This window comes from Blastococcus sp. SYSU DS0533 (assembly GCF_054050775.1).
In genome coordinates this window covers 77,085-90,740 of sequence record NZ_JBJGZZ010000003.1, presented here as the reverse complement: position 1 = coordinate 90,740, position 13,656 = coordinate 77,085, and the positions used below count along the sequence as shown (strand labels likewise).

The following is a 13,656-nucleotide window of genomic DNA, read 5'->3' as shown; positions in this document are numbered from 1 at the left end:
AGGACGGCGAGACGATGACGACCGACGACCGAGGCGAGAGCCCCGTGGCCGGCAAGGACGATCTGCAGCGCGCCGTGGAGGAGAAGGTGGCGCAGGCGGAGGCGGCTGCGGGCAGCGAGCCGCCGGTGAACGCGGAGCCGGCCAGGAAGAGCACGAAGCGCGCCGCGGCGAAGAAGACGGCGCCGGCGAAGAAGACGGCGGCCGCCAAGAAGACGGCACCGGCGAAGAAGGCCGCACCGGCGAAGAAGGCGGCCGCGGCCGACGCAGCCACCGGCACGAGGGCGACGGCGGCCAAGCGGTCGACGGCCAAGAAGGTGGCCGCCGAGCCCACCGCCACCGAGGCCACCCCGGAGCCGGGCGGCGAGGACACCGAGGTCACCGCCAACCCGGCGGTCGCGCCGGCGCCGATCGCCGAGCCCGGTGACGGCACCGGCGCCCCGGCCGGTCAGCCGGTGGCCCCCGATCCCGACCCGGCGACGCCGCCCACCCCGCAGGCGCCGACCGAGGACCGGGCGGGCTCGGACGGCTCCGCCGAGCCCGCGGCGCCGGTCCTCGGCGGCGGCGCGGCGTCCCCGGCCGGCACCTCGACCTCCGACGTCGCCCCCACCGACGTCGCCCCCACCGCCGTCGCCCCCACCGACGTCGCCCCCACCGACGCGGAGGCACCCGCGGGCGGCACGACCGCGGGCGCCGCCGGGGACGCCGACGTCGAGGAGTTCGGCGAGGAGGACCTCCGCGCGATCGTCGAGGGCTGGTCGCGCGACCCGCACCGCGTCCTCGGCGCCCATCGCGCGGCCGACGGCTGGGCGGTGCGCACGCTGCGCCCGGACGCCGTCAGCGTCGCCGTCCTGGACGAGGACGGCAGCCGCTACGAGGCGGCGCAGCTCCACGGCGGCGGCATCTACGAGGCTGCTCTCCCCCGCCAGCCCGGCGACTACCGGATCGAGGTCGTCTACGGCGACGGCCAGGGCGGGACGACCACCCACACGGTCGATGACCCCTTCCGCTGGCTGCCCACGCTGGGGCCGGTCGACGAGCACCTGATCCGCGAGGGGCGCCACGAGCGGCTGTGGGAGGTGCTCGGTGCCCACGTCCGGCGCTACGAGACCCCGCGCGGCACCGTCGAGGGCGTCTCCTTCGCCGTCTGGGCACCCAACGCCCAGGGCGTCAAGGTCACCGGCGACTTCGACTACTGGCAGGCCCGCGCCTACCCCATGCGCATGCTCGGCTCCTCCGGCGTCTGGGAGATCTTCATCCCGGGCGCACAGGTGGGCACCCGGTACCGCTACCACGTCCTGGGCGCCGACGGGACGTGGCGGGAGAAGGCCGACCCGCTCGCCTTCGCCACGGAGGTACCGCCGCTGAACGCCTCCGTCGTCACCGAGTCCACCTACGAGTGGGCCGACGGCGCCTGGCTCGAGCAGCGCGCCGAGGCGGGTTGGCACCAGCGGCCGATGAGCGTCTACGAGGTGCACGCCGGCTCCTGGCGCCAGGGGCTCTCCTACCGCGAGATGGCCGACCAGCTCGTCGACTACGTCCGGGACGCCGGGTTCACGCACATCGAGTTCATGCCGCTGGCCGAGCACCCGTTCGGCGGCTCCTGGGGTTACCAGGTCACCTCCTACTACGCGCCGACGTCCCGCTACGGCACCCCGGACGACCTGCGCTACCTGATCGACCGGGCGCACCAGGCCGGCATCGGCGTCATCGTCGACTGGGTACCCGCCCACTTCCCCAAGGACGAGTGGGCGCTGGCCCGCTTCGACGGCACGCCGCTCTACGAGCACGGTGACCCACGCCGGGGCGAGCAGCTGGACTGGGGCACCTACGTCTTCGACTTCGGCCGGTCCGAGGTCCGCAACTTCCTGGTCGCGAACGCGCTGTACTGGTGCAAGGAGTTCCACGTCGACGGCATCCGCGTCGACGCGGTCGCCTCGATGCTCTACCTGGACTACTCGCGCAGCGAGTGGGTGCCCAACAAGTACGGCGGGCGCGAGAACCTGGAGGCGGTCGCCTTCCTGCAGGAGTTCAACGCCACCGTCTACCGCGAGGTGCCCGGCGTCGTGACGATCGCCGAGGAGTCCACCGCGTGGCCGGGGGTCACCCGCCCCACCCACCTGGGCGGCCTGGGCTTCGGCTTCAAGTGGAACATGGGCTGGATGCACGACTCGCTCTCCTACGTCGAGCGCGAGCCGATCTACCGCAGCTACCACCACGGCCAGCTCACGTTCTCGATGCACTACGCGTACAGCGAGAACTACGTCCTGCCGATCAGCCACGACGAGGTCGTGTACGGCAAGGGCTCGATGCTCCGGAAGATGCCCGGGGACCGGTGGCAGCAGCTGGCCAACCTGCGCGCCTACCTGGCCTACATGTGGGCCCACCCCGGCAAGCAGCTGCTGTTCATGGGGTCGGAGTTCGCCCAGGACTCGGAGTGGGCGGAGAGCCGCTCCCTGGACTGGTGGCACCTCGACGACCCCGCGCACCGCGGCATGCTGCAGCTGGTCACCGACCTCAACAGCCGGTACCGGGAGTGCGACGCCCTCTGGTCGCTGGACGTCGACCCGGCCGGGTTCCAGTGGATCGACGCCAACGACGCCTCGGGCAACGTGCTCTCCTTCCTGCGGTACGGGGCCGTGCCGCAGAGCGCCTCTCCCGCCACCGCCGGGGGGGACGACGAGGCCGGCGAGCCCGCGGACGGCTCCGCGCTCGCCTGCGTCGTCAACTTCTCCGGGGCTCCCCACCACGAGTACCGGATCGGGCTGCCCCGCCCCGGCCACTGGCGCGAGGTGCTCAACACCGACGCCGAGGGGTACGGCGGGTCCGGGGTCGGCAACTACGGCGGGGTCGAGGCGGAGCCGGAGCCCTGGCACGGCCAGCCGTACTCGGCGACGATCTCCGCCCCACCGCTGGGCACCGTCTGGTTCCTGCACGAGGGCTGACCCCCGGTCGGCCACCACCGGGTCGCGCCGCTCCGGTGCGGCCCGGTGGTCGCCGCTCCCCCGGCGCACCGGGCATGCTGTGCGGCGCACGCCCGCCCGCCCGTGGAGGAACCACCCGATGAGACAGTTGCTGCACCGGGTGACCCCCCTGGTCGTCGCGGGGCTCCTGCTCACCGGCTGCGCCGCCGGCACCGTGCGCGGGCAGGCGAGCCCGCGAGACGACGGGCCGACCGACGTGAGCGCCGCCGAGTTCCCCGTGACCGGGGCGGGGGACGAGCCGATCGACCAGTTCGCCCGCAACGCCCTGGCCGACCTCGACGCCTTCTGGACGCAGGCCTACCCCGAGCACTTCGGCGAGCCGTACGCGCCGCTGGAGGGTGGGTACTTCTCGGTCGACTCGGAGGCCCTCGACGAGGACGCCTATCCGGAGACCGGGATCGGTTGCGAGGACTCCTACACCCCGCCGGAGGAGGTCGCCGGCAACGCGTTCTACGACCCGGCCTGCGACGTCATCGCCTACGACCGCGCGCTGCTGCAGGAGCTCTCCGACGACTACGGCCGCTTCCTCGTACCGGTGGTCATGGCGCACGAGTTCGGGCATGCCATGCAGGGTCGTTTCGGGTTCGCCGAGTCCGGCCGCAGCATCCAGGACGAGACCCAGGCCGACTGCCTGGCCGGGGCCTGGACGCGCTGGGTCGCGGACGGCCGGGCCGGCCACCTCTCGCTGCGCGAGCCAGAGCTCGACGAGGTCGTGCGCGGCTTCCTCCTGCTTCGCGACGACGTGGGCAGCGACCCGGACGACGTCGAGGCGCACGGTTCCTACTTCGACCGCGTCTCCGCGTTCTACGACGGGTTCGAGCGGGGCCTGGGCACCTGCCGCGACGCGTTCGGCGAGGATCGGCTGTTCACCGCCGCGGAGTTCACGCCCACCGACCTCGACCAGGGGAACGCCGCCTTCGCCGACATCGTCGACTGGGTCGGCACCACCCTGCCCGTCTTCTGGGACGAGGTCTTCCCGGCGGCGTTCGGCGGTGAGTTCGACGAGCCCGGGATCGCCGGGTTCGACGGCACCGCGCCGGGCTGCGACGGGCTCGACGGCCGCGACCTGGGCTACTGCGCCGAGAACCGCACGGTCTACATCGACGAGACCGACCTGGCGATCCCCGCCTACGACGAGATCGGCGACTTCGCGTTCGCCACGGCTCTGGCCCTGCCCTACGCCCTCGCGGCGCGCGACCAGGCCGGCCTCTCGGTGGAGGACGGCGAGGCGATCCGCTCGGCTGTCTGCCTCACCGGGTGGTACGAGGCGCAGTGGTACGACGCCGAGTTCGCCGACGTCGTCGGGGCCGAGATCAGCCCCGGCGACCTCGACGAGGCCGTTCAGTTCCTGCTGCGGTACGGCGTCGAGGACGACGTCTTCCCCCGGACCGACGCCTCGGGCTTCGAGCTGGTCGGCGCCTTCCGCAGCGGCTTCCTGGACGGCGGCGAGGCGTGCGGTGTCGGCGGCTGACCTCGCCGGTCAGAAGAGCGCGGCGGTGAGCTGCCGGCGGGCGGACGCGACGCGGGGGTCGGCGTCGCCGACGACCGCGAACAGCTCCACCAGGTGCTTGCGCGCCGCGTCGCGGTCCTCCCCCGCGGTACGGCGTACCACGTCGAGCAGCCGGTCGAACGCCGCCTCGATGTTGCCGGTGCCGAGGAGGTAGTCGGCGGCCCGGGTCTGCGCGGCGACGTCGTCGGGTGCGGCGTCCGCGGCGGCCAGCGCATCGGGGCCGGCCTCCTCGGCCCGGCGGAACAGCTGCACCTGGCGCAGCGCGATGCCGGCGTCAGGGTGGTCGGGCTCCTCGGCCAGGATCGCCTGGTAGGCCGCCTCGGCCGCGGCGAGGTCACCGCGCTCCAGCGCGGCCTCCGCCGCGTCCAGCCGCGGGTCCTCCACCTCGCCCTGCGGCTCGGCGCCGGGGACGGCGCCGCCGGTGGTGGCCTGCACCAGCTCGGTGACGAACTGGCGGGCCTGCTCCTCCGGGATCGCCCCCGTGAACTCGGCGACCAGCTGCCCCTGCCACACCGCCTTGACGGCGGGGATGCCCTGCACGCGCAACCCCTGGGCCAGCGCGGGGTTCGCCTCGACGTCGACCTTCGCCAGCACCCACGAGCCCCCGCCCTCGACGGCGAGCCGCTCGAGCACCGGGGAGAGCTGCTTGCACGGCCCGCACCACTCGGCCCACAGGTCGAGCACGACCGGCACCTGGAACGACCGGTCCAGCACCTCGGCCTGGAAGGTCGCCTCCGTGACGTCGACGACCGCGGCGCCCGGTGCACCCGCCGGCGCGGTGGCGCTCGGCGGCGGGGCGGCCTGGGCGCGCGCCGCGGCCTCCGAGCGCGCCTTGACGGCGGCGAGGTCGACCGCGCCGGCCATGGCGGCGGCCATCTGCGCCTGCTGTGCCTGCGCGCGCGGGTCGGGACGTCCGGGGCGGGTGGGCTGCATGACCTCGATCATCCCACTTCGCACCGGAGTCGCTGGAACGGCCGCCCTCTCAGAAGCGGGCGGGCTCCGTGTAGCCGCCCCACTCCGCGCGGAGGGCGTCGCAGATCTCGCCCAGGGAGGCCTCGGCGCGCACGGCGTCGAGCATCGCGGGGACCATGTTCTCCTCGGTCCGGGCGACCTCGACCATGCGCGCGACGGCCGCACGGGCGGCCTCGTCGTCCCGCTGCTGCCGGCGACCGGCCAGCTCGGCCTTCTGCTCGACCTCCACCTGGTGGCTGACCCGCAGGATGTCGAGCTTGTCGTGGGCGTCGACCGAGCCGACCAGCGTGTTGACGCCGACGACCTTCTTGTCGCCCTTCTCCAGGGCCCGCTGGTAGGCGAAGGCCGCCTCGGCGATCTCGCCGGTGAACCAGCCGTCCTCGATGCCGCGCAGGATGCCCGAGGTCATGGTGCCGTCGGTCCCCATGTCCCGGATGCGGGCGAAGATCTCCTCCGCCTGGCGCTCGAGCTCGTCGGTCAGCGCCTCGACGTACCAGGAGCCGCCCAGCGGGTCGGCGACGTTCATGACGCCGGTCTCCTCGGCGATGACCTGCTGGGTGCGCAGCGCGATCTGCGCCGCCTTGGCGCTGGGCAGGGCCAGCACCTCGTCGAGAGCGTTGGTGTGCAGCGACTGCGTGCCGCCGAGCACCGCGGCCAGCGCCTCCACCGCCGTCCGGGTGATGTTGTTGTCCGGCTGCTGGGCGGTGAGGCTGACGCCGGCGGTCTGGGTGTGGAACCGCAGCTGCTGCGCCTTCTCGGTCGTCGCGGAGTAGACGTCGCGCAGCCAGCGGGCCCAGATGCGGCGGGCGGCGCGGAACTTGGCGATCTCCTCGAAGAAGTCGATGTGCGCGTCGAAGAAGAACGAGAGCCCGGGGGCGAACTGCTCGACGTCCAGGCCGCGGGACAGCCCCAGCTCCACGTAGGCGAAGCCGTCGGCCAGCGTGTAGGCGAGCTCCTGCGCGGCCGTCGAACCGGCCTCGCGGATGTGGTAACCGGAGACGCTGATCGGCTTGTACGCCGGGATGTGCTCGGCGCAGTACTCCATGAGGTCACCGATCAGGCGCAGGTGCGGCTCCGGCGGGAAGAGCCACTCCTTCTGCGCGATGTACTCCTTGAAGATGTCGGTCTGCAGGGTGCCGTTGAGCCGGCCGATGTCGGCGCCCTGGCGTTCGGCGGCGACCAGGTACATGCAGAAGACCGGGACGGCGGGGCCGCTGATGGTCATCGACGTCGTGGTGGCCTCGAGGTCGATGCCGTCGAAGAGCACGTCCATGTCGACGGCGGTGTCCACCGCCACGCCGCAGTGCCCGACCTCCCCGAGGCTGCGCGGGTCGTCGGAGTCGCGGCCCATCAGCGTGGGCATGTCGAAGGCGACCGACAACCCGCCGCCACCCTCGGCCAGGATCATCTTGTAGCGCTCGTTGGTCTGCCGGGCGTTGCCGAAGCCGGCGAACTGCCGGATGGTCCAGGCCCGGCCGCGGTAGCCGGTGGCGTGCAGGCCCCGGGTGAACGGGAACTCACCCGGGTAGCCGATCCGCTCGAAGCCCTCGACGGCGCTCTCGTCTGCCGGGCCGTACACCGGGTCCACCTCCACCCCCGAGAGGGTGGTGAAGTCCGCGTCGCGCACCCGCCCGGCGGCCAGCGCCGCGTCGTACCGCTGCTGCCACCGCTGCCGGGCGTCATCGCTCATGCCCGAGATGCTAGGACGTCCAACTATCGTGTGTCGAGCGTCACGGCGCGTCGCCCACGGGCTCCGCGGCCACGTCCCCCGCACCGAGCCGGACCCGGCGCAGCGTCGTGAACAGCGCCTCGTGCTCCTCCTGCGCGAGCTCCGCCAGCCCGAAGTCGAGAGCGGTGAGCGCCTGCGTCCCCTCTGCCACGACGGCGCGGCCGCGCGCGGTGATCGCCGCCAGGACGCCGCGCCCGTCGGCCGGGTTCGGGCGGCGGTCGACGTACCCGGCGGCCACCAGCCGGTCGATGGCGTTCGTGATGCTCGTCGGGTGCACCATCAGCCGGCTGCCGATCACCTTGAGCGGCAGCTCCCCCGACCGGCTGAAGGTGAGCAGCACGAGGACCTCGTAGCGGGCGAAGGTCAGCTCCAGCGGGCGCAGCACCTCGTCGAAGCGGGCGAGCAGGATCTGCTGGACGCGGAACACCGACGTCGCCGCCCGCATCGCCGACGACGGGCCGAAGTGCTCCTCCCACTTCTCCCCGGCGCGTTCGATCGGGTCGAACGGCAGCCCCAGCGGTCGGACCATGCGCGGCACGGTACCTGTGCCTCGGGGACGCCCGTGACCGCCACGAGGCGCACGCTCAGCGCAGCGGCGGCCGGAGTTGGGGGACGTGCCGCACGCCGAACACCTCGCGCAGGGCGACGCGCGCGGCCTGGTCGCCGCAGGCGCCGTGGACGGCGGGACCGGGCGGGGTCGCCGACGACGCGAGGTACACCCCGCGGGCCGGCGTCTTGTAGGTGTTCCAGCGCGGGACCGGGCGGGCGAGCATCTGCCGGAGGGTGGTCTGGCCGTTGGAGATGTCACCGCCGAGGTAGGTCGGGTTCCACTGCTCCATCGCGACGGCGTTCTTGGTGTGGCGGTCGACGATCGTGTCGCGGAAGCCGGGCGCGAACCGCTCGACCTGCTGCTCGATCGCGTCGGTCATGTCGACGTCGGAGCCGTGCGGCACGTGCACGTAGGCCCAGAAGACGTGCCCACCGCCCGGCGCGCGGCTGGGGTCGGGCACCGTCGGCTGGACGGCGAGCACGTAGGGCCGGTCGGTGACCCGGCCCTCGTTCGGCGCCCGCTCCCCCGCGATCGTCTCCTCCAGCGTGCCGGCGACGTGGATGGTCCCGGCGCGGCGCACGTCGGCGTTCACCCACGGGACGGGTTCGGAGAGGATCCAGTCGATCTTGAAGACGCCGGCGCCGTGCCGGTAGCGCTGCACCCAGCGGCGGTACCCCTCGTGCACGCGGTCCCCGGCCATCGCCACGAAGGCGCCGGGCGAGGTGTCGAGCAGCACCGCCGGCACGCCTTCGAACTCGCGCAGGTCGGTGACCAGGTGGCCGGTGACGACCTCGCCGCCCTGCTCCTCCAGGGCGGTCACCATGGCGTCGGCGAGCTTCTGCGACCCGCCCTCGACGAGCGGCCACCCGACGTGGTGGGACAGCATCGCGAGCAGCATGCCGAGCGCCGAGGTCAGCGGCTGTCGGAGGTCGAGCATCCCGTGTGCCGCGGCTCCCGCGAGGAGCGCACGCCCCTCGGCGGTGTCGAAGTATCGGTGCGCCAGCCAGCGGACGTTCGGCAGGCCGGTGAGCCCGAACCTGGCGATCTGCACCGGGCTGCGCGTCGGGAGGCTGCGCAGCCGGCTGGTGAGGAAGAAGTCGACGATGTCGGCGCCGTGCTCCACGAGCGGCTCGAAGAGCCGGCGGTACCCGTCGGCGTCCGCACCCAGGCCGGCCGCGGTCCGCTCCAGGGAGCGGTGCGAGACCGCCGCCCGGCCGCCGTCCAGCGGGTGCGCGAAGCTGACCTCCGGGTACACCAGGCGCACCCCGCGCGCCGGCAGGTCGAACTCGCGGAAGAAGGGCGCCGCGGCGGCCAGCGGTTGGACCGTCGAGCAGACGTCGTGGTGGAAGCCGGGGCGCATGAGCTCCTCGGTGCGCATCCCGCCACCGGGCCGTCCGGCCGCCTCGACCACCTGCACCCGCAGCCCCGCGGCGGCGAGGCGGAGGGCGGCGGCCAGCCCGTTGGGGCCCGCTCCGACGACGACGGCATCCGCCTTGCCGTTCACTGCCGCAGTCCGTTCACCCGTCCCATCCTGGCCGGTGGGCGCCGGACCTGCGCGGCCAGCGGCTACAGCTGGCCGAGCAGCTCGTCGGCGGCCCGGTAGGGATCGGTCCCGCCGCTCACGACCGCGTCGGCCAGCGCACCCAGCGCCGCCGACCCCCGCACGTCGCCCATCCGCTCCCGGAGCGTGGCCAGTGCGATCGCCTCGATCTCGCGGGCGGCCCGCTCGCTGCGCCGGCGGTGCCCCTCACCCGAGGCCTCCAGCCACTGCCGGTGCTCCTCGATCCGGGCCAGCACCTCGTCCACGCCGTTGTCGGTGTCGCGCGCGGCCACCGTGCGGCAGATCGGCGGGCGCCAGTGACCGGCCTCGGAGTGCCGCCCGCCGAGGGAGAGCATGTAGCGCAGGTCGCGCACCGTCTGATCGGCGCCGTCCCGGTCGGCCTTGTTCACGACGAAGACGTCGGCGACCTCCAGGATCCCCGCCTTCGCCGCCTGGATGCCGTCACCCATGCCGGGGGCGACCAGCACGAGGGTGGTGTCGGCGAGCGAGGCGATCTCGAGCTCCGACTGCCCCACGCCGACGGTCTCGACGAGCACGACGTCGCAGCCGGCCGCGTCCAGCACGCGCAGCGCCTGCGGCGTGGCCCAGGAGAGCCCGCCGAGGTGCCCGCGGGAGGCCATCGAGCGGATGAAGACGCCGCTGTCGCCGGCGTGGTCCTGCATGCGCACGCGGTCACCCAGCAGCGCGCCGCCGGAGAACGGCGAGGACGGGTCGACGGCCAGCACCCCGACCCGCTTGCCCGCCTGGCGCAGCGCCCGCACGAGCGCGGTGGTCGACGTCGACTTGCCGACCCCCGGGGAACCGGTGAGCCCGATGACCTGGGCGGTGCCGGTGTGGGGGGCCAGCGCCGCCGCCACCTCGCGCAGCGCCGGGCTGGCGTCCTCCACCAGCGAGATCAGCCGGGCCACCGACCGGGCGTCGCCCTCGCGGGCACGCGCCACGAGGGTGGGCACGTCGACGGCCCGGCGCCCTCGTCGGCCACGTGGGCCGGTGGGGGCGTCGGGCTGGACGGCGAGCCCCTCCGTCACGCCTTCGCGGGCACGTGCAGGATCAGGGCGTCGCCCTGGCCGCCGCCGCCGCACAGCGCCGCGGCACCGACGCCACCGCCGCGGCGGCGCAGCTCGAGCGCGAGGTCCAGCACGATGCGGGCGCCGCTCATGCCGACCGGGTGCCCCAGGGCGATGGCGCCGCCGTTGGGGTTCACCTTCTCCGGGTCGATGCCCAGCTCGCGGGTGGAGACGATGCCGACCGCGGCGAACGCCTCGTTCAGCTCCACCAGGTCCAGCGACGTCGGGTCGATGCCCTCCCGCTCGCAGGCCTTCTGGATCGCGCGCGACGGCTGGCTCTGCAGCGTGGCGTCCGGGCCGGCGACCACGCCGTGCGCGCCGATCTCGGCGATCACCGTGCAGCCCAGCGCGGCGGCCTTCTCCGCGCTCATCACCACGACGGCGCAGGCGCCGTCGGAGATCTGCGAGGCGGTGCCGGCGGTGATCGTGCCGTCCTCGGCGAAGGCCGGCTTGAGCTTCGAGAGGCTCTCGACGGTGGTGTCGGGGCGGATGCCCTCGTCCTCGCGGAACTCGATCGGGTCGCCCTTGCGCTGCGGGATGAGGACCGGGGTGATCTCCTCGTCGAAGATCCCGTCCTTGGCGGCGCGGGCGGCCTTCTGGTGGCTGGCGGCGGCGAAGGCGTCCTGCTCCTCGCGGGTCAGGTCGTAGCGGCTGTTGGCCTGCTCGGTGAGCGCGCCCATCGCCACCTGGTCGAAGGTGTCCGACAGCCCGTCGTGGGCCATCGAGTCGATGAGCTTGGTGTCGCCGTACTTCGTGCCGGTGCGCGAGCCCGCCAGCAGGTGCGGCGCCTGGGTCATCGACTCCATGCCGCCGGCGACGACGACGTCGTACTCACCCGCGCGGATGAGCTGGTCGGCCAGCGCGATCGCGTTCATGCCGGAGAGGCAGACCTTGTTGATGGTCAGCGACGGGACCGACATGGGGATGCCGCCGGCCACCGCGGCGGGACGGGCCGGGTTCTGGCCGGCCCCCGCCTGGATGACCTGGCCCATGATCACGTAGTCCACCTGGTCACCGGAGATGCCGGCCCGCTCGAGCGCGGCCTTGATGGCGACGCCCCCGAGGTCGGCCGCCGAGAAGTCCTTCAACGAGCCGAGGAGCCGGCCCATCGGGGTACGGGCGCCGCTGACGATGACCGAGCGGGACATGCTGCCTCCAGTGCCGGGCCGCCGCCGGTGGCGACCACGTTGTCGGGACGCACCGCGACGGTGGTACCGGCGCGGCGTCGGGCCTTCCGGGAAGGATAGGACGGCCGCCCGAGGGGCGGCAGGGCCGGACGAGTGGTCGAGGTCACGTCGCGGGCGTGAGCCCCACCACACCGACGTGTCGTCTCAGACGTCTTGACGGCACTATGCCTGCGTGAGCAACGACGCCGAGCGCCCCGGGCTGCCCGAGGGCCTGCTGACGACCATCGACCACGTGGGCATCGCCGTCCCGGACCTGGACGAGGCGATCGCCTTCTACGCCCGGGCCTTCGGGGTGCACTCGGTGCACGAGGAGACCAACGAGGAGCAGGGCGTCCGCGAGGCCATGCTCGCCGTCGGCACCGGCGAGACCAGGATCCAGCTGCTCGCGCCGCTGACCCCGGAATCCACGATCGCCAAGTTCATCGGCCGCTCGGGCCCCGGACTGCAGCAGCTCGCCTTCCGGGTCGACGACGTCGAGGCGGTCAGCGCGACGCTGCGCGAACGCGGCCTGCGGCTGCTCTACGACACCCCGAAGCGCGGCACGTCGGACAGCCGGGTGAACTTCGTCCACCCCAAGGACGCCGGCGGCGTCCTCGTCGAGCTCGTCGAGCCGGCCGCCCCCACCGCCCGCTGACCACCCCGAGCCGCGCGGTTACCGATCGGTAACCTCTCCGCACCCGCACCGCCCTCCGAGCCGGCCGACGACGGCCACCGATGACCCGGGAGTTCGCGTGAACGAGATCACGGACGCCATCCTCGCCGACCAGCTGGACGCCCTCGGCGGCCTGGCCGTGCCGGAGTCCTACCGCGCCGTGCTGGTCCGCAAGGACGAGCAGGACATGTTCGTGGGCCTGCCCACCAAGGAGAAGGACCCGCGCAAGTCCCTCCACGTCGAGGAGGTCCCGACGCCGGAGCTCGGCCCGGGCGAGGCCATCGTGGCCGTGATGGCGTCCTCGGTGAACTACAACACCGTCTGGACGTCGATCTTCGAGCCGGTCTCCACCTTCGGCTTCCTCGAGCGCTACGGCCGCGTCTCCGAGCTGACCAAGCGGCACGACCTGCCCTACCACGTGGTGGGCTCGGACCTGGCCGGCGTCGTCCTGCGCGTGGGCCCCGGGGTCAACAAGTGGAAGCCGGGCGACGAGGTCGTGGCGCACTGCCTGTCGGTGGAGTTGGAGGACCCGGCCGGCCACGACGACACGATGATGGACCCGCAGCAGCGGATCTGGGGCTTCGAGACCAACTTCGGCGGTCTCGCCGAGCTGGCACTGGTGAAGAGCAACCAGCTGATGCCCAAGCCCGCCCACCTCTCGTGGGAGGAGGCCGCCAGCCCGGGTCTGGTGAACTCGACCGCCTACCGGCAGCTGGTGAGCAAGAACGGCGCCAACATGAAGCAGGGCGACACCGTGCTGATCTGGGGCGCCTCGGGCGGCCTGGGCTCCTACGCCACCCAGATGGCGCTGAACGGCGGCGCGATCCCGGTGTGCGTGGTGAGCAGCCCGGAGAAGGCCGAGATCGTCCGCAGGATGGGCGCCGAGCTGGTCATCGACCGATCCGCCGAGGGCTACCAGTTCTGGAAGGACGACGACACCCAGGACCCCAAGGAGTGGCAGCGCTTCGGGAAGAAGATCCGCGAGCTGACCGGCGGTGAGGACGTCGACATCGTCTTCGAGCACCCCGGCCGGGAGACCTTCGGCGCCAGCGTCTACGTCGCCAAGAAGGGTGGCACGATCATCACCTGCGCCTCCACCACCGGTTACCTGCACGAGTACGACAACCGGTACCTCTGGATGAACCTCAAGAAGATCCTGAGCTCGCACTTCGCCAACTACAAGGAGGCGTGGGAGGCCAACCGGCTCATCGACAAGGGCCTCATCCACCCGACGCTGTCGAAGGTCTACCCGATGGAGGAGGTCGGCCAGGCCGCCCTCGACGTCCACCGCAACGCCCACCAGGGCAAGGTCGGCGTGCTGACCCTCGCCCCGCAGGAGGGGCTGGGCGTCAAGGACGCCGAGAAGCGCGAGAAGCACATCGAGGCGATCAACCGCTTCCGCGGGGTCTGAAAGGTCACCCTTCCAGCAACTCACCGGGGGCCGGGC

10 protein-coding genes are annotated in these 13,656 nt (G+C 73.1%); 4 read left to right on the top strand and 6 right to left on the bottom strand.

What is annotated here, in order from left to right; genetic code table 11:
* Positions 1-14: 14 nt before the first annotated feature.
* Positions 15-2,942: a 1,4-alpha-glucan branching protein GlgB gene (gene glgB, locus ACI79W_RS05320; protein WP_456561032.1), complete on the top strand. Its 2,928-nt coding sequence runs from the start codon at positions 15-17 to the stop codon at positions 2,940-2,942.
* 118 nt (positions 2,943-3,060) lie between these two features.
* Positions 3,061-4,452 carry a neutral zinc metallopeptidase gene (locus ACI79W_RS05315; protein ID WP_456561031.1) on the top strand — a complete coding sequence of 464 codons (1,392 nt, stop codon included), beginning with the start codon at positions 3,061-3,063 and terminating at the stop codon, positions 4,450-4,452.
* A 9-nt stretch (positions 4,453-4,461) separates the two neighbouring features.
* Here the strand turns inward: ACI79W_RS05315 and ACI79W_RS05310 are convergent, their stop codons facing one another.
* The 6 genes from ACI79W_RS05310 to ACI79W_RS05285 all read right to left on the bottom strand — a co-directional run bounded on the left by ACI79W_RS05310 (position 4,462) and on the right by ACI79W_RS05285 (position 11,518).
* Entirely contained in the window at positions 4,462-5,424 is a 963-nt protein-coding gene (locus ACI79W_RS05310; protein WP_456561030.1) for a tetratricopeptide repeat protein, read from the bottom strand.
* Between the two features lie 49 nt (positions 5,425-5,473).
* Positions 5,474-7,153, bottom strand: coding sequence for an acyl-CoA mutase large subunit family protein (locus ACI79W_RS05305; protein WP_456561029.1), 1,680 nt, complete (start codon positions 7,151-7,153; stop codon positions 5,474-5,476).
* 40 nt (positions 7,154-7,193) lie between these two features.
* A complete protein-coding gene (locus ACI79W_RS05300; RefSeq protein WP_456561028.1) occupies positions 7,194-7,721 on the bottom strand; it encodes a MarR family winged helix-turn-helix transcriptional regulator in 528 nt (175 codons plus the stop codon).
* A 55-nt stretch (positions 7,722-7,776) separates the two neighbouring features.
* Positions 7,777-9,246, bottom strand: a complete 1,470-nt coding sequence (locus ACI79W_RS05295; protein WP_456561027.1) for a phytoene desaturase family protein — start codon at positions 9,244-9,246, stop codon at positions 7,777-7,779.
* Positions 9,247-9,308: 62 nt separating this feature from the next.
* The gene (gene meaB / locus ACI79W_RS05290) at positions 9,309-10,331 is read right to left on the bottom strand and encodes a methylmalonyl Co-A mutase-associated GTPase MeaB (RefSeq protein WP_456561026.1); all 1,023 of its coding nucleotides are present in this window, start codon (positions 10,329-10,331) and stop codon (positions 9,309-9,311) included.
* Positions 10,328-11,518, bottom strand: coding sequence for an acetyl-CoA C-acetyltransferase (locus ACI79W_RS05285; RefSeq protein WP_456561025.1), 1,191 nt, complete (start codon positions 11,516-11,518; stop codon positions 10,328-10,330). Before ACI79W_RS05285 ends, meaB begins: the two co-directional genes overlap by 4 nt.
* 211 nt (positions 11,519-11,729) lie before the next feature.
* Between ACI79W_RS05285 and mce the strand changes: the two genes are divergently transcribed.
* Complete coding sequence (gene mce / locus ACI79W_RS05280; RefSeq protein ID WP_456561024.1) at positions 11,730-12,191, top strand: methylmalonyl-CoA epimerase; 462 nt, start codon at positions 11,730-11,732, stop codon at positions 12,189-12,191.
* A 97-nt stretch (positions 12,192-12,288) separates the two neighbouring features.
* Positions 12,289-13,620 (top strand): crotonyl-CoA carboxylase/reductase, encoded by a 1,332-nt coding sequence (gene ccrA, locus ACI79W_RS05275; protein ID WP_456561023.1) that lies wholly within the window; start codon positions 12,289-12,291, stop codon positions 13,618-13,620.
* The last annotated feature ends 36 nt before the right edge of the window (positions 13,621-13,656 follow it).